Source organism: Actinoplanes sp. NPDC049599 (assembly GCF_044465625.1).
Lineage (GTDB): Bacteria > Actinomycetota > Actinomycetes > Mycobacteriales > Micromonosporaceae > Actinoplanes.
The window spans coordinates 93,097-110,538 of the sequence record NZ_JBITLX010000012.1; the positions used below are offsets into that span (position 1 = coordinate 93,097).

10 protein-coding genes are annotated in these 17,442 nt (G+C 71.7%); 7 read left to right on the top strand and 3 right to left on the bottom strand.

Annotation, left to right across the window (positions count from 1 at the left end; all coding sequences use genetic code 11):
* Window positions 1-13: 13 nt before the first annotated feature.
* A complete protein-coding gene (locus ACIBQZ_RS22005; protein WP_396090603.1) occupies window positions 14-1,351 on the top strand; it encodes an ABC transporter substrate-binding protein in 1,338 nt (445 codons plus the stop codon).
* On the top strand, window positions 1,348-3,339 hold the full coding sequence (locus ACIBQZ_RS22010; protein WP_396090604.1) for a beta-galactosidase: 1,992 nt from the start codon (window positions 1,348-1,350) through the stop codon (window positions 3,337-3,339). Before ACIBQZ_RS22005 ends, ACIBQZ_RS22010 begins: the two co-directional genes overlap by 4 nt.
* Before the next feature lie 45 nt (window positions 3,340-3,384).
* Here the strand turns inward: ACIBQZ_RS22010 and ACIBQZ_RS22015 are convergent, their stop codons facing one another.
* Window positions 3,385-5,739: an ATP-binding cassette domain-containing protein gene (locus ACIBQZ_RS22015; RefSeq protein ID WP_396090605.1), complete on the bottom strand. Its 2,355-nt coding sequence runs from the start codon at window positions 5,737-5,739 to the stop codon at window positions 3,385-3,387.
* 304 nt (window positions 5,740-6,043) lie between these two features.
* Here ACIBQZ_RS22015 and ACIBQZ_RS22020 point away from each other — a divergent pair, with 304 nt between their 5' ends.
* Window positions 6,044-6,568, top strand: coding sequence for a SigE family RNA polymerase sigma factor (locus ACIBQZ_RS22020; RefSeq protein WP_396090606.1), 525 nt, complete (start codon window positions 6,044-6,046; stop codon window positions 6,566-6,568).
* Complete coding sequence (locus tag ACIBQZ_RS22025) at window positions 6,555-7,367, top strand: hypothetical protein (protein WP_396090607.1); 813 nt, start codon at window positions 6,555-6,557, stop codon at window positions 7,365-7,367. Before ACIBQZ_RS22020 ends, ACIBQZ_RS22025 begins: the two co-directional genes overlap by 14 nt.
* On the opposite strand, the gene ACIBQZ_RS22030 is transcribed toward ACIBQZ_RS22025, so the two are convergent.
* Both ACIBQZ_RS22030 and ACIBQZ_RS22035 read right to left on the bottom strand, forming a co-directional pair.
* Window positions 7,351-8,931, bottom strand: a complete 1,581-nt coding sequence (locus ACIBQZ_RS22030; RefSeq protein WP_396090608.1) for a diguanylate cyclase — start codon at window positions 8,929-8,931, stop codon at window positions 7,351-7,353. The two genes, ACIBQZ_RS22025 and ACIBQZ_RS22030, sit on opposite strands and share 17 nt — an antisense overlap.
* 134 nt (window positions 8,932-9,065) lie before the next feature.
* A complete protein-coding gene (locus ACIBQZ_RS22035) occupies window positions 9,066-10,442 on the bottom strand; it encodes a cellulase family glycosylhydrolase (protein ID WP_396090609.1) in 1,377 nt (458 codons plus the stop codon).
* Window positions 10,443-10,648: 206 nt separating this feature from the next.
* Between ACIBQZ_RS22035 and ACIBQZ_RS22040 the strand changes: the two genes are divergently transcribed.
* Genes ACIBQZ_RS22040 through ACIBQZ_RS22050 form a run of 3 tightly spaced genes read left to right on the top strand, consistent with a single transcriptional unit; the run spans window position 10,649 to window position 17,430 of the window.
* A complete protein-coding gene (locus ACIBQZ_RS22040) occupies window positions 10,649-13,339 on the top strand; it encodes a cellulose binding domain-containing protein (RefSeq protein ID WP_396090610.1) in 2,691 nt (896 codons plus the stop codon).
* Window positions 13,340-13,367: 28 nt separating this feature from the next.
* Entirely contained in the window at window positions 13,368-16,292 is a 2,925-nt protein-coding gene (locus ACIBQZ_RS22045; protein ID WP_396090611.1) for a glycoside hydrolase family 48 protein, read from the top strand.
* A 10-nt stretch (window positions 16,293-16,302) separates the two neighbouring features.
* Window positions 16,303-17,430: a lytic polysaccharide monooxygenase gene (locus ACIBQZ_RS22050; RefSeq protein WP_396090612.1), complete on the top strand. Its 1,128-nt coding sequence runs from the start codon at window positions 16,303-16,305 to the stop codon at window positions 17,428-17,430.
* The last annotated feature ends 12 nt before the right edge of the window (window positions 17,431-17,442 follow it).

The following is a 17,442-nucleotide window of genomic DNA, read 5'->3' on the forward strand; positions in this document are numbered from 1 at the left end:
GAAAGGACAACAGATGAGAAGGTTTCTCTCGGTGGCCGCCGCGGCGACCGCCGCCGTGCTGGCGCTCGCCGCCTGCGGCAGCGGTGACGACAAGACCGACACCGGTACGTCCGGCGGCGGCGTCTCCGCGGCTGATGTCGACGCCGCCCTCGCCAAGGGCGGCTCGCTGACGGTCTGGGGCTGGGACAACACGCTCAAGAACGTCGTCGCCACCTTCCAGTCCAAATACCCGAACGTCAAGGTCGAGCTGGTCAACGCCGGCACCGGCGACAAGCAGTACACGGCGCTGCAGAACGCGATCGCGGCCGGCAGCGGGGTGCCCGACGTCGCGCAGATCGAGTACTACGCGCTGCCCCAGTTCGCCCTCGCCAAGTCGATCGCCGACATCGGCGGGTACGGCGCGTCCGGCCTGAAGAGCACCTTCACCCCCGGCCCGTGGAACGCGGTGACGCTCGGCGGCAGCGGGGTCTACGGCCTGCCGATCGACTCGGGCCCGATGGCGCTGTTCTACAACAAGGAGGTCTTCGACAAGCACGGCATCGCCGTGCCCGCCACCTGGGCGGAGTACGTCGAGGCCGCCCGCAAGCTGCACAAGGCCGACCCGAAGGCGTACCTGACCGCCGACAGCGGCGACGCCGGCTTCACCACCAGCATGATCTGGCAGGCCGGCGGCAAGCCGTTCCAGACCCAGGGCACCGACGTCACGATCAACCTCGCGGACCCGGGCTCGGCGAAGTTCGCCTCGACCTGGCAGCCGATGATCACCGAGAAGCTGGTCGCGCCGATCCCGCCGTGGACCGACGAGTGGTTCAAGGCGCTGGCCGACGGCACCATCGCCAGCCTGGCCACCGGCGCCTGGATGCCGGGCAACCTGGTCACCGGCGCGGCCGCCGCGTCCGGCAAGTGGCGTGTCGCCCCGATGCCGCAGTGGGAGGCCGGCGGCAAGGCCAGCGCGGAGAACGGCGGCAGCTCGCTGGCCGTACCGGAGAAGTCGGCGAACAAGGCGCTGGCCTACGCGTTCCTGAAGTACGCGGCCGTCGACGCCGGCAAGGACTCGCGGATCAAGGAGGGCGCGTTCCCGGCCACCACCGCCGACATCGACAACGCCGAGTTCCTCGGCACCGAGTTCAAGTACTTCGGCGGCCAGAAGGCCAACGAGGTCTTCGCCGAGTCCGCCAAGAACGTGGTGCCCGGCTGGTCGTACCTGCCCTTCCAGGTGTACGCGAACAGCATCTTCAACGACACCGTGGGCAAGTCCTACGTGTCCGCGACCCCGCTGGCCGACGGCCTCAAGGCCTGGCAGGACCAGTCCGCCAAGTACGGCACCGAGCAGGGCTTCACGGTCAAGTGACTCCCCACCGCTGGCTGCAGCTGCCCGACGCCGCCGGGCCCCGGATCGAGTACGGCGCCGACTACAACCCTGAACAGTGGCCGCGCGCCACCTGGGACGACGACATCCGGCACATGCGGGCCGCCGGGGTCACCGTCGTCTCGCTTGCGATCTTCTCGTGGGCCCGGCTCGAACCGGTCGAGGGCAAGTACGACTTCGGCTGGCTCGACGAGGTCATCGAGCTGCTGCACGCCGGCGGCATCGCGGTCGACCTGGCCACGGCGACGGCGTCCCCGCCGCCGTGGCTGACCGCGAAGCACCCGGAGATCCTGCCCGTCGACGCGCACGGCGCGACGGTCTGGCCGGGCGGCCGCCAGCACTGGCGGCCCACCTCGCCGATCTTCCGCGCGCACGCGCTGCGGCTGGTCCGCGCGATGGCCGAGCGGTACGGCCGGCACCCGGCGCTGGCCGCCTGGCACATCTCCAACGAGCTGGGCTGCCACAACGTCTACGACTACTCCGACGACGCCGCGGCGGCCTTCCGCACCTGGCTGGCCGCGCGGTACGGCGACCTGGACGCGCTCAACGCGGCCTGGGGCACCGCGTTCTGGTCGCAGCACTACAGCGACTGGGCGCAGATCCTGCCGCCCCGGCAGGCGGCCACCCACCCCAACCCGACCCAGCAGCTGGACTTCAAGCGCTTCTCCTCCGACGCGCTCAAGGACTACCTGCGCGCCGAGCGGGCGGTGCTGCGCGAGCTCACCCCGGACGTGCCGGCCACCACCAACTTCATGGTGATGGGCGGGCAGAAGCCGATGGACTACGCCGACTGGGCGGCCGAGGTCGACTTCATCGCCAACGACCACTACGTGCAGCGCGGGCCGCGGGCCCTGGACGAGCTGTCCTTCTCGGCCAACCTGACCGGCAACCTCGCCGGCGGCCGGCCGTGGTTCCTGATGGAGCACTCCACCAGCGCGGTCAACTGGCAGCCGATCAACGTGCCGAAGCAGCCGGGCGAGCTGGCCCGCGACTCGCTCACCCACGTGGCGCACGGCGCCGACGCGGTCTGCTTCTTCCAGTGGCGGCAGTCGCGGGCCGGGGCGGAGAAGTACCACTCGGCGATGCTGCCGCACGCCGGCGCGCACAGCGAGGTCTTCCGGTCGGTGGTCCGGCTGGGCGCGACGCTGCGGCGGCTGGCCCCGATCGCGGGTACGGCACGGACCCCGGCCCGCGCCGCCATCCTGTTCGACTGGGCGTCCTGGTGGGCCAGTGAGCAGGACTCGCACCCGACGGACCGGCTGCGCTACCACCGCGAGGCGCTGGACTGGTACACGGCGTTCCTGGCGCTGGGCGTGCGCGCCGACGTGCTGCCGGTGGGCCGGGACTTCGCCGGCTACGACCTGGTGGTGGCGCCGGTGCTGCACGTGGTGCCGGCCGCGCTGGCGGAGCGGCTGACGGCGTACGTGGCGGCCGGGGGGCACCTGGTGACCACGTACTTCTCCGGCATCGTCGACGAGCACGACCACGTCTGGCTGGACGGCTATCCCGGCCCGCTGCGGGAGCTGCTGGGCATCCGGATCGAGGAGTTCGCCCCGCTGGGCGACGACGAGCGGGCCGAGCTGGACAACGGGCTGACCGGCACCCTGTGGACCGACGGCGTCACGGTCACCGGCGACGGCGTCGAGGTGCTGGCGTCGTACCGGGGCGGCGGCCCGGCGATCACCCGGCGGGCGGCGGGGGCGGGCTCGGCGGCGTACGTCTCCACCCGGCTCGGGCCGGACGGCCTGGCGCCGGTGCTGGCCGACCTGCTGGGCCGTGCCGGCGTGCCGAGCGAGCTGCCACCCGGGCTGCGCGGCCGGGTGGAGCTGGCGGTCCGCGGCGACTTCTGGTTCCTGATCAACCGGACGGCGGAGCCGGTGGACCTCACCGGCCTGCCGGGCGAGGTCCTGCACGGCGCCCCGGGAGTGCTGGAGCCCCGGGGCGTGGTGGTCCTGCACCGCCCGGCCTGACCCCGTCAGCCCCACCGGCCTGCGGCAGGGCTGACGGCGGGTGGGTCAGGCGCCGACGTAGGTGGCGAGGTGCTCGCCGGTGAGGGTGGTGCGGGCGGCCACCAGGTCGGCGGGTGTGCCCTCGAACACCACCCGGCCGCCGTCGTGGCCGGCGCCCGGCCCGAGGTCGATGATCCAGTCGGCGTGCGCCATGACGGCCTGGTGGTGCTCGATGACCACCACCGACTTGCCGGAGTCGACCAGCCGGTCGAGCAGGCCGAGCAGGTGCTGCACGTCGGCGAGGTGCAGGCCGGTGGTGGGCTCGTCGAGCACGTAGACCCCACCCTTCTCGCCCAGGTGGGTGGCCAGCTTGAGCCGCTGCCGCTCGCCGCCGGACAGCGTGGTGAGCGGCTGGCCGAGGGTGAGGTAGCCCAGGCCGACGTCGGCCATCCGGGCCAGGATCGCCCGGGCGGCCGGGGTGGCCGCCGCGCCGTCGGCGAAGAACTCCTCGGCCTCCTCGACCGGCATGGCCAGCACCTCGGCGATGTTGCGCCCGCCGAAGGTGTACTCGAGCACCTCGGCCTGGAACCGCTTGCCCTCGCACTCCTCGCAGACCGAGGCGATGCCGGCCATGATCGCCAGGTCCACGTACGTGACGCCGGCGCCGTTGCAGGTCGGGCAGGCACCCTCGGAATTGGCGCTGAACAGCGCGGGCTTGACACCGTTGGCCTTCGCGAACGCCTTGCGGATCGGCTCGAGCAGCCCGGTGTAGGTGGCCGGATTGCTGCGCCGCGAGCCCTTGATCGCCGCCTGGTCGACCGTCACCACCCCGTCCCGGCCCGCCACCGAGCCCTGGATCAGCGAGCTCTTGCCCGATCCGGCCACGCCGGTGAGCACCACCAGCACGCCGAGCGGGATGTCCACGTCGACGTCGCGCAGGTTGTGGGTGGTGGCGCCGCGCACCGCCAGCACCCCCGAGCGGGTCCGCACCGACGGCTTGACCGTGCTCCGGTCGTCCAGGTGCCGCCCGGTCAGCGTGCCGCTGGCCCGCAGCCCGGCGAACGTGCCCTCGAAGACCACCTCGCCGCCGGCGGTGCCGGCGCCCGGGCCGAGGTCGACCACGTGGTCGGCGATCGCGATCGTCTCCGGCTTGTGCTCCACGACCAGCACGGTGTTGCCCTTGTCCCGCAGCCGCAGCAGCAGGTTGTTCATCCGCTGGATGTCGTGCGGGTGCAGTCCGATGGTGGGCTCGTCGAAGACGTAGCTGATCTCGGTGAGCGGGGAGCCGAGGTGGCGGATCATCTTGACCCGCTGCGCCTCGCCGCCGGACAGCGTGCCGGACGGCCGCTCCAGCGAGAGGTAGCCCAGCCCGATCTCGACGAACGAGTCGAGGGTGTGCGCCAGCTTGGCCAGCAGCGGCGCCACCGACGGCTCGTGCAGCTCCCGCACCCAGCCCGCCAGGTCGCTGATCTGCATCGCGCAGGCGTCGGCGATGCTGATCTTCTTGATCTTCGAGGAGCGGGCCGCCGCGCTGAGCCGGGAGCCGTCGCACTCGGGGCAGACGGTGAAGGTGACCGCCCGCTCCACGAACGCCCGGATGTGCGGCTGCATCGCCTCCTTGTCCTTGCTCAGGAACGACTTCTGGATCTTGGGGATCAGCCCCTCGTAGGTGAGGTTGACGCCCTGGACCTTGATCTTGGTCGGTTCCTTGTAGAGGAAGTCGTTCAGCTCCCGCTTGGTGAACTTGGCGATCGGCTTGTCCGGGTCGACGAAGCCGGACTCGGCGTAGGTGCGCACGGTCCAGAAGCTGTCGGATTTCCAGCCCGGGATGGTGAACGCGCCCTCGGCGATCGACTTCGAGGCGTCGTAGAGCTGGGCGAGGTCGATGTCGGAGACCCGGCCCCGGCCCTCGCAGCGCGGGCACATGCCGCCGGTGATGCTGAACTCCCGGCGCTCCTTCACGGTGCGCCCGGCGCGCTCCAGGGTGACCGCGCCCGCCCCGCTGATCGAGGCGACGTTGAAGGAGAAGGCCTGGGGCGAGCCGATGTGCGGCTTGCCGAGCCGGCTGAACAGGATGCGCAGCATCGCGTTGGCGTCGGTGACGGTGCCGACCGTGGACCGGGGGTCGGCGCCCAGCCGCTGCTGGTCGACGATGATCGCGGTGGTCAGCCCCTCCAGCACGTCGACCTCGGGCCGGCCCAGGGTCGGCATGAAGCCCTGCACGAACGCGCTGTAGGTCTCGTTGATCAGCCGCTGGGACTCCGCGGCGATCGTGCCGAACACCAGCGAGCTCTTGCCCGAGCCGGAGACCCCGGTGAAGACCGTCAGCTGCCGCTTCGGGATCTCGATGCTGACGTCCTTGAGATTGTTCTCCCGCGCGCCGTGCACGCGGATCACGTCGTGGCTGCTGGCTCTGGGCATGCGGCCACGGTACGTGCGGCCGGATCACCCGCGCTTCTCGAATTCTGATCGACCGGGAAAAAACTTCGCGGCGGGTGGCAACCTTCCGGGCCGGGCCGGCCACTAGTGGGGCAAGTGACCCGCGAGGAGGCCGTTCCATCAGGACCTCACCCGGCCTCCTCGTGGGTTTCTTGACGCCGTCCCCCGGCGCGGGCACCCTCGACACCTCGGCCCGCGCGATTGAACTCCGGCTGCTCCGGTTCCGTGTATTCGCACAGCCGGGGTAGCCGGCCCGTACCCCGTACCGAGGATCGGAAAGGATCGTGTGACGGACCCGGACGCGGAGCGTGCCTTCCGGCGCTTCTTCGAGCAGCACCACGCGGACCTGTCGCGGCTGGCCTACCTGGTGACGGGTGAGTCCGGCGTGGCCGACGACCTGGCCGCGGACGCGTTCGTCGAGGTGTGGCGGCACTGGGAGCGGGTCCAGGCGGCGGACAGCCCGATCGCGTACGCCCGGGGCATCCTGGCCAACCTGGCCCGCCAGTGGATCAAGCGGCAGAGCCGGGAGCGGGCCGGCCTGCTCGGGCTGGGCCTGCTGCGCCGGGACCGGGGCGAACCGGACACCCCCGCGGTGCTCGACGTCCGGGCCGCCCTGCGTCACCTGCCGCTGCGCCGCCGCGAGTGCGTGGTCCTGCGGTACGCGTTCGACGTGCCGGAGCGCGAGGTCGCCGAGATCCTCGGCATCTCGATCGGCGCGGTCAAGAGCCTGACCTCACGCGGTGCGGCCCAGCTCAGCGAGCACCTCAAGGATCTGCCGGTGACGACGGGAGGACTGCATGCGTCAGCATGACGAACGCGACCTCCGCACGGCGCTGCGCGAGGAGGCCGACCGGCACCGGCCGGACCGGGAGGCGATGCTGACCCGGATCGCGCAGGGCCGGTCCGCGCCGGCCCGCCGGCCGCTCGACAGGTTCCTGGTGCTGCTGCGCCCGGTCGCCGCCGCGGTCGCCGTGGCGGTGGTGCTGGTGCTGGCCGTCGCCGGGGTCCGCTGGGGCAACCGCGGGCCGGAGGTGGACGACACCCCGGCGGCCGCACCGACGGCCGGGCCGGCGCCGTCGGTCCCGGCCACCACGGCCCAGCCCAAGCCGTCCACGGCGACCTCGACCACCACGGTGCCCACCAGGCCGTCCCGGAGCACCACCGGCACGCCGTCGCCGCCGCCGAGCTCGCCCGCCGGCACCCCGCCGGATCCCGCCCGGGACGGGTTCCTCGCCTCGACCGGGCTGGTCGACCCGCACTCCAACGACGGCTGGTCGCAGGGCAACGTGGTGCTGGAGACCACCCGGACGATCACCGCCCTGGACGTCACCGTCGAGGTCGCGCTCACCGCCGGGGTGGTCGAGACCGGCCGGTGGAGCAACGTACCGACCAACATGCTCGCGATGACGAGCAGCCGGACCGCCAAGATGCTGGTCTACCGCTTCACTCTGCAGCAGGGCTTCACCCTGGCGCCGGGCGAGTACACGTTCGCGGTGCAGTTCAACCACGCCGCCGGCAAGCGGGACGCGGCGGACGACAGCTACGCCGCCGCGGCCGGCGCGGGCGGCAAGGACGCGAAGGTGAGCGGCGGCTTCACACCGCAGCGGTGACCGGGTCGCCGCAGACCCGGTCCCGGCCCGAGCGCTTGGCCGCGTAGAGGTTGCGGTCGGCGGCGGCCAGTGCCGTGGCCGGGGTGGGCCCGGCGCCGGTCACCGTGGTGACGCCGATGCTGCACGTCACCGGCAGGCCGCGGGTGACTGCGGACCAGTCGGCGCCGGCCACGGCCGCCCGGATCCGCTCGCAGGCCCGGACCGCCGCCGCGCCTTCCGTGCGGGTCAGCAGCACCACGAACTCCTCGCCGCCGATCCGGGCGACCAGGGCGCCCGGCGGCGCGGCCGCGGTGAGCAGCCCGGCCACGCGGCGCAGCACGGTGTCCCCGGTCGCGTGCGAGAGCGTGTCGTTGACCCGCTTGAAGTGGTCCAGGTCGATCAGCGCGACCGACACCGGCGTGCCGTCCGCCGCGCCCGCCGCCAGCGCCGCGGGCAGCTCCTCGTCCGCGTGCCGCCGGTTGTGCAGGCCGGTCAGGGCGTCGCGGTGGGCCAGCTCGCGGAACGTTTCCGTGGCCCGGCGCGCCTCCTCCGCCTGGTACACCGCCTGCAGCGCCCGGGAGCGGGCGTCCTGCTGGGCGCAGGTGAGCACCTGCGTCTCGACGTGGAAGCGCCGGTACTCCTCGAAGGCCTCCCGGTAGCGCCCGGTGGCGGCGTGCAGCAGGGCCTGCTGCTCCCGGGCCCGGGCCTGCAGGCCGGCCAGCTCGTGGTCGGCGCACAGCCGGAACACCCGGTCCAGCAGGATCTGCGCGTCGCCGGCCTGGCCCAGCTCCCGCTTCGCCTCGGCGGCGGTGAGCAGGGCCTCCTCCAGCGCGTTGCCCTCGTCGATCAGGTGCCGGGGCGCGTCGTCGACGAGCAGCGGGGCCAGCACCTCGGCCACCTCGCCGTGCCGCCCGCCCAGCATCGCGACCCGGGCCAGGGTGTCCAGGCAGGTGGCGCTGAGCCCGATCCCGGCGGTCGCGGAGGTGGTCCGCATCCGGCGCACCAGCTCCTCGGCGGCCGCCAGGTCACCCCGCTCGTACGCGGTGTAGGTCATGTTGTTGAGCAGGTGCAGCGCCAGCTGGCCGTCGCCGTGGGCGGTGGCCAGGGCCAGCGCCTCGGCGAACGCCCGCAGGGCCTCGTCCGGCGAGCCGGTCTCGTCGAGCAGCACGGCCAGGCACATCAGGTGCCGGCTGCGGATGGCCGGCGGCACGTCGCCGGGGGTGTGCGACATGCACTGCACGGCGTGGGCGAGCGCGGTGGCGTTGTCACCGAGCTGGCGGAAGAAGATCGACAGCGCGCGGTGGCAGCGGGAGAGCACGTAGCCGTCGCCCAGCTCGACGGCCTGCGGGTAGACCTGGTGGGTCAGCCGGCCCCCGGCGACCGTGTCGCCCTCGCGCAGCATGACGACGGCCCGGGCCACCCGGGCGCGCAGCTCCAGCTGGGTGCGGCCCAGCCCGGCGGCGTCGTGCTCGAGGCGGGCGGCCGTGGCCGCGTCGTCGTGGAAGGTCGCGGTGAAGCCGATCTCCAGGGTCAGCAGCTCGTCGGCCAGGCGACCGGCGTCCACCGGCGCGTGTGTCGTGGTCACGGTGCTCCCAGGGCTGGAGGGCCCCCCAGACTGGCGGTCCGGGGGAGCAGCACGGGTGCGCGGCGGTTGCGGCCGGGTAGCGGTCCGGCCCGGGGCTGTACGGGCCGGACCGCTGGGCGGCCCCTGGTGGGGGGTCAGGCGGCCGCGCAGGTGGCGGTGGGTGCGGTGTTCGTGCCGGTGTAGCTGGCCGTGAAGCCCCAGCTGGTGCTGCCGCCGGCCGGCACCGAGCCGTTGTACGGCGCGTTGCGGGCGGTCACCGCGTCACCGGTGCCGCTGACCGTGGCGTTCCAGGTGTTGGTGAAGCGCTGCCCGCTGGGCCACGTCCAGGTGACCGTCCACGAGGTGATCGCGGCGTTGCCGGCCTTGACGGTGACCGCGCCCTGGAAGCCGCCGCCCCACTGCCCGATGACCGCGTAGGTGGCGGTGCACGTCTTGCCCGCGGGCGGCGGGCTGGACGGCGGGGTCGAGGGGGAGGTCGGCGGGGAGGACGGGGGAGTGGTCGGCGTGGTGGGCGTGGTGCCGCCGAAGACGGACGCCTCGCGGGAGGTCGCCTTGATGCCGTTGGCGCCGTTGAACAGCCGGTCGCCCCAGGAGGTCAGCGCGGCGGCGTTGAAGTTGGTGACCAGGTCGAGGTACTCGACGCCGCCGCCGTTGCCGCTCCACGACCAGCCGAGGTAGCCGATGCCCTGGGACTGGGCGGTGGCCAGGATGGTGTCCTCGTCGGGGTTGCCGTCGGAGTGGTTGTGGCCGAACTCGCCCACCACGATCGGCAGCCCGGCGGTGCGGAACCGGCCCAGGTAGTCGGTGATCTCGGCGGCCGTGTCGTAGACGCCGTACATGTGGATCGAGAAGATGGTGTTCTTCTGCGGGTCGGTGGCGAACACCGAGGCGGCGTTGTCGCGCATGGTGAACGACCAGTCCTGGCCCCAGTTCGGCGCGTCCACCATGATGGAGTGCTCGAAGCCGGCGGCGCGCAGCCGGGTGATCGCGTTCTTGGTGTCCGCGACCCAGCCCGCGGTGCTGGTGTTGCCGTACGGCTCGTTGCCGATGTTCAGGATGACGTAGCGCTCCTGGCCGGCCAGCGCGCTCTTGATGCTGATCCAGTAGTCGACCGCCTGGGCCAGGGTGGCGGCGCCGCTCTGCTCGCCGTAGCCGGTGGTGTCGTGCGCCTCCAGCACGCAGATCAGCCGGTTCGCCTTGCACTGGCTGATCACGGTGGACACGTTGGCGGCGTTGTCCGGGCCCCAGCGCTGCCCGCTGCCGAGCACGATGCGGACCGTGTTGGCGCCCAGCGCCTTGATGTCGGCCAGCGCCTGCGGGGTGCGGTCCTGATACCAGGTGTGGGCGTGGTTGACGCCGCGCATCACGAAGTTGTTGCCGTTGGCGTCCAGGATCCGGCCGCCGCTGACGGTGAAGCCCACCGCCGCCTGCGCGGGCTGGGCCGCCACGGTGACCACGCCGGCCACCGCCACGAACAGGGCGGCCAGGCCGCCGAGAAGTTTGCGTCTCACAGAGTCCTCCATCGATGTCGGAAGCGCTCCCACGATCGATGGGCATCTTCCTACTTCCTCGGTTCAGTAGTTGTCAACAGAGCGTCATTTGTTTCCGACTCTTGACAATGAGATGTCCGGGGACCACATTCATGGGAGCGCTCCCATGTTCACGTCCGTCGATGGCGCACCCCCGGCGCCGCAGACGTGTCCGGAGAGGAATCCTTTTGCGACGTCCAAGATTCATCACTCTGGCCGCCGCGGCCGTGCTCATCGGCGCGATGACCTTCGTGGTCCAGTCGGCCGACCGGGCCGCCACGGCTGCCGCCGTCGAACCGTACAGCTGGAAGAACGTGCGCATCGACGGCGGCGGCTTCGTGCCCGGCCTGATCTTCAACCGCAAGGAGAAGAACCTGATCTACGCCCGGACCGACATCGGCGGCGCCTACCGCTGGAACCAGGCCGGGCAGAGCTGGGTGCCGCTGCTGGACTGGGTGGGCCAGGACAACTGGGGTTACAACGGCGTCACCAGCATCGCCACCGACCCGGTCAACCCCGACCGGGTCTACGCGGCGGTCGGTATGTACACCAACAGCTGGGACCCGAACAACGGCGCGATCCTGCGCTCGGCCAACCGGGGCGCGAGCTGGCAGGTCACCAAGCTGCCGTTCAAGAACGGCGGCAACATGCCCGGCCGGGGGATGGGCGAGCGGCTGGCCGTCGACCCGCACGACAACACCCACGTCTTCTACGCCGCCGAGGGTGGCAACGGGCTCTGGCGCAGCACCGACAGCGGCGCCACCTGGGCCAAGGTCAGCGCGTTCCCGAACGCCGGCAACTACGTGCAGGACCCGGCCGACACCAACGGCTACCTGAACCAGAACCAGGGCCTGACCTGGGTGACGTTCGACGACGTGACCCGCGACGTCTACGTGGGCGTGGCGGACAAGCAGAACAACGTCTACCGCTCCACCGACGGCGGCACCACCTGGGCGCGGATCCCCGGCCAGCCCACCGGCTACGTCCCGCACAAGGGCGTGCTGGACTCGGTCAACCACTACCTGTACGTGGCCACCAGCGACACCGGCGGCCCGTACGAGGGCGGCAAGGGGCAGGTGTCCCGGCTCAACACGGTGACCGGGGAGTGGACCGACGTCAGCCCGGTCAAGCTCAGCGCCGGCGACGACCTGTACTACGGCTACTCCGGACTCACCGTGGACCGGCAGAAGCCCGGCACGCTGATGGTCGCCACGCAGATCTCCTGGTGGCCCGACGCGATCTTCTTCCGCAGCACCGACAGCGGCGCCACCTGGACCCGGATCTGGGACTTCGCCGGCTACCCGTCGGTGTCCAAGCGGTACACGATGGACATCTCGGCGAACCCGTGGCTGGACTTCAACACCAACCCGCAGCCGCCGGAGTCGACCCCCAAGCTCGGCTGGATGAACGAGTCGCTGGAGATCGACCCGTTCGACTCCGCCCGGATGCTCTACGGCACCGGCGCCACCGTCTACGGCACCACCCAGCTGACCAACTGGGACAGCAACACCACCTTCACCATCAAGCCGATGGCCAAGGGCCTGGAGGAGACCGCGGTCCTCGACCTGGCCAGCCCGCCGTCCGGCGCCCCGCTGGTCAGCGCGCTCGGCGACATCGGCGGCTTCCACCACGCCGACCTCGACACGGTCCCGGCGAGCTTCCACGACACCCCGAGCCTGGGCAGCAACACCAGCCTGGACTTCGCCGAGACCAGCCCGGGCTTCTTCGTCCGGGTGGGCAACAACTCGGCGGCGCCGCACATCGGCGTCTCCAGCGACGGCGGCAAGAACTGGTACAACGGCCAGGAACCGGCGGGCGTCACCGGCGGTGGCAAGGTCGCGGTCGGCGCCGACGCGAACGCGGTGGTCTGGGCCCCGGCCGGGACCGACGTGCACTACTCGACCACCCGTGGCAGCTCCTGGACGAAATCCGCCGGCCTGCCGGCCGGCGCCGAGATCGTCAGCGACCGGGCCGAGCCGAAGACCTTCTACGGGTACGCGGCCGGCAAGCTCTACATCAGCAAGGACGGCGGCGCCACCTTCACCGCCTCGGCCGCGACCGTCCCCGCGACCGGGCCGGTCAAGCTGCACACCGTGGCCGGCCGGGCCGGTGACGTGTGGCTGGCCGGGGAGACCGGGCTGCTGCACTCCACCGACGCCGGGGCCACGTTCACCGCGGTCGCCGGGGTGGGCAAGGCGCTGAACGTCTCGACCGGCAAGGCCGCGCCCGGCGCCGCGTACCCGGCGGTGTTCACCATCGGCACGGTCGACGGCGTGGCCGGGGTGTTCCGCTCCGACAACGGCGGCGCGGCCTGGGTGCGGATCAACGACGACGCCCACCAGTACGGCAACGCGGGGGAGGCGCTGGCCGGCGACCCCCGGGTGTACGGCCGGGTCTACCTCGGCACCAACGGCCGCGGCATCCTCTACGCCGACCGCACCGGCGGCGCCACCTCGTCGCCCACCCCGTCCACCACGGCGTCGTCCTCGCCGTCCCCCTCGCCGTCGGTCTCCGTCCCGCCGTCGGCCTCGGCCTCGCCGTCCCCCTCGGCCTCCACGCCCGCACCGGCGTCCGGCTGCTCGGCGACCTACCGGATCACCGGATCCTGGACCGGAGGGTTCCAGGGCGAGGTGACCGTCAAGAACACCGGCACCGCTCCCACCAGGGCCTGGTCCGTCGGCTGGACGTTCGGCGCCGGCCAGGTCATGAACCAGGTGTGGGGTGGCACCGGCGGTCAGACCGGCACGGCGGTCACCGTGCGAGACGCCGGCTGGAACGGCGTCCTGGCCCCGAACGCGTCCACCACGTTCGGGTTCCTCGCCTCCATCACCGGCACCAACCCCGTCCCCGCGCCGATCACCTGTGCGGTCACGTCATGACCCGCCCCACCCTCAGGAAGGACCCGCGATGAGATCCCCCCTGTCCCCCCGATCGCGTTATCGACGCGGTCTCGCCGCCGCGGCCGCGGCACTGCTCGGCGCCGGCCTGGTCGTCGCCGGGTCGTCGCCCGCGCAGGCGGCCGCCGGCTGCACGGTCGTCTACCGCGTACAGAGCCAATGGAGCGGCGGCTTCACCGGTGACATCGCCATCACCAACTCCGGTGACCCGGTGACCAGCTGGCGCCTCGAGTACGACTTCCCCGACGCGGCGCAGCGGGTCACCCAGGGCTGGAACGGCACGTACACCCAGAGCGGCCGGCACGTCACGGTCGCCAACGCGGCGTGGAACGGCACCCTGGGCACCGGCGCCACGATCAGCACGGGCTTCAACGGCTCGTTCGGCTCCGCCAACCCGGTGCCGACGGCGTTCACCCTCAACGGCACGCCGTGCAACGGCGCCGCCGCGCCGACGGTGTCGATCACCAGCCCGGCCGCCAACACCCGGTTCACCTCGCCCGCCTCGATCCCGATCGCGGCCACCGCGACCGCGGCGAGCGGCACCACGATCAGCAAGGTCGAGTTCTACCACGACGGCCTGCTGCTCAACACCGACACGGCGGCGCCGTACGCGTACACCTGGGGCAGCGTCCCGGCGCAGACCGCGGCCTACCACCTGCAGGCCATCGCGTACGACGCGGCGGGGGTGAAGAGCCCGACCGCGGACGTGCCGGTCTTCGTCGACGCGACCACCACCCCGTCGGTCCTCGCCGACGCCACCGGGATCACCGTCTCGCCGGGCAAGACGGCGACGTTCAAGGTGACCCTGTCCAAGGCGCCCACGGCGAACACCACCGTCACGATCGCCCGCAGCGCCGGCGCCACCACGGTCTCGGCGACCCCGGCGTCGCTGACCTTCACGACGGCCAACTGGAACACCGCGCAGACCGTCACGGTGGCCGCGACCGCCGCGGCGGCCGTGGACTCCACCGCCACGTTCACGGCGTCGGCCACCGGGCACACCGCGGCCAGCGTCACCGCGACCGTGGTGGCCGAGGGCAGCGTGGACGCCCGGTTCACCCAGCTCTACAACGACATCAAGAACCCGGCCAACGGTTACTTCAGCCCCGAGGGGGTGCCGTACCACTCGATCGAGACGCTGATCGACGAGGCGCCCGACCAGGGCCACGAGACCACGTCCGAGGCGTTCAGCTACTGGTTGTGGCTGGAGGCCGAGCACGGCCAGGCCACCGGGGACTGGGCGCCGTTCAACTCGGCCTGGACGACGATGGAGAAGTACATCATCCCGTCGCACGCCGACCAGCCCACCAACGACAAGTACGACCCGTCGAAGCCGGCCACCTACGCCGCCGAGCACCCGCTGCCGTCGCAGTACCCGTCGCAGCTGGAGACCGGTGTGTCGGTGGGCACGGACCCGCTGGCGAACGAGCTCAAGAGCGCGTACGGCACCTCCGACATCTACGGCATGCACTGGCTGCTGGATGTGGACAACGTCTACGGCTTCGGCCACTGCGGTGACGGCACCAGCCGGGTCACCTACATCAACACCTTCCAGCGCGGGCCGCAGGAGTCCACCTGGGAGACCGTGCCGCAGCCGTCCTGTGACACGTTCGCGCACGGCGGCCCCAACGGCTACCTCGACCTGTTCACCAAGGACGCGTCGTACGCCAAGCAGTGGAAGTACACCAACGCCCCGGACGCCGACTCGCGCGCCGTCCAGGCGGCCTACTGGGCGCTGACCTGGGCGACCGCGCAGGGCAAGCAGTCGCAGCTGTCCACCGCCGTGGCCAACGCCGCGAAGATGGGCGACTACCTGCGGTACTCCTTCTACGACAAGTACTTCAAGAACCCGGGCTGCACCTCGACGTCCTGCGCCGCGGGCAGCGGCAAGAGCAGCTCGAGCAACCTGATGTCCTGGTACTACGCCTGGGGTGGGGCCACCGACACCCAGGCCGGCTGGGCCTGGCGGATCGGCTCCAGTACCAGCCACTTCGGCTACCAGAACCCGATGGCGGCGTACGTGCTGTCCAACGTCTCGGCGTTCGCCCCGAAGTCGCCCACGGCCAAGGCCGACTGGCAGGCCAGCCTCAACCGGCAGCTGGAGTTCTACCAGTGGCTGCAGTCGTCCGAGGGCGCCATCGCCGGCGGCGCGACCAACAGCTGGAACGGCGCCTACCAGGCACCGCCGGCCGGCACCCCGACGTTCTACGGGATGTCCTACGTCGTGGCGCCGGTCTACGAGGACCCGCCGTCGAACCGCTGGTTCGGCATGCAGACCTGGTCGCTGGAGCGGCTGGCCGAGTACTACTACACGACCGGCGACGCCAAGGCCAAGTCGGTGCTCGACAAGTGGGTGCCGTGGGCGCTGAGCCAGAGCACGATCAGCGCGACCGACTTCTCCATCCCGTCGGACATGGAGTGGTCGGGCGCACCGGCCACCTGGAACGCGTCGAACCCGGCCGCCAACACCAACCTGCACGTCACGGTGACCAGCAAGGGCCAGGACCTCGGCGTGGCGGGCTCGTTCGCCAAGCTGCTCACCTACTACGCCGCGAAGTCCGGCAACGCCGCGGCCAAGACGGCGGCGAAGAACCTGCTCGACGCGATCTGGACGAAGAAGGACTCGAAGGGTGTCTCGGTCACCGAGACGCGCGCGGACTACAACCGGTTCGACGACGTCTACAACGCGTCCACCGGCCAGGGCCTCTACATCCCGCCGGGCTGGACCGGCAAGATGCCCAACGGCGACGTGATCGCACCGGGCAAGTCCTTCCTGGACATCCGTTCCTTCTACAAGAACGACCCGGACTTCCCGAAGGTCGACGCCTACCTCAAGGGCGGCGCCGCGCCGACCTTCAACTACCACCGATTCTGGGCCCAGGTCGACGTCGCCACCGGCTACGCGGACTACGCCCGGCTGTTCCCGAACGGCTGAGAGGACCGAGATGAAGAAGAGATTCCTGTACGCGGCCGCGGTGCTGCTCGCCACCGGCGTGGGGGTGACCGTGCTGCAGCCCGCGGCGGAGGCGCACGGGGCCATGATGGTCCCGGGCAGCCGGACCTACTTCTGCTGGAAGGACGGCCTCTCCGGGACCAACGGGGCGATCATCCCGAAGAACCCGGCCTGCGCCGCCGCGGTGGCGCAGAGCGGCACCACCCCGCTCTACAACTGGTTCGCCGTGCTGCGCTCGGACGGTGGCGGCCGGATGGCCGGCTTCATCCCGGACGGCCAGCTGTGCAGCGGCGGCACCGGTGGCCCGTACGACTTCACCGGCTACAACCTGGCCCGCAACGACTGGCCGCAGACCCACCTCACGGCGGGCGCCAGCATGCGGTTCGACTACAACAACTGGGCGAAGCACCCCGGCACGTTCTCGCTCTACATCACCAAGGACAGCTGGAGCCCGACCCGTCCGCTGGCCTGGAGCGACCTCGAGCCGACCCCGTTCTCCCAGGTGGTCAACCCGGAGTCGGTGGGCGGACCGGGCACCAACGACGGCCGGTACTCGTGGACCGGGCGGCTGCCCTCGGGCAAGTCCGGCAAGCACCTGATCTACTCGGTCTGGTCCCGGTCGGACAGCCAGGAGACCTTCTACGGCTGCTCGGACGTGACCTTCGACGGCGGCAACGGTGAGGTGACCGGCGTCGGCGACAGCACCATCCCGCCGACGACACCGCCGACGACACCGCCGACCACGCCGCCGACCACGCCGCCGACGACCCCGCCGACCACCCCGCCGACGACCCCGCCGACCACCCCGCCGCCGGCGGGCAGCGGGTGCTCCGCGATGTACAACGTCGTCGGCTCCTGGGGCGGCGGTTTCCAGGGCGAGGTGATGGTGCACGCCGCCGCCACCCCGGTGGCCAAGTGGAAGGTGTCGTGGACGTTCCCCGGCGGGCAGACGATCAGCCAGTTGTGGAGCGGCAAGCTGACCGCGAGCGGGTCGATGGCCACGGTGACGAACGAGTCGTGGAACGGCTCGATCGCGGCCAACAGCTATACGACCTTCGGCTTCACCGGCACGGGTTCGACACCGACCACGGTGCAGAACCTGACCTGCACGACGGCCTGACCTGAGGCGGAG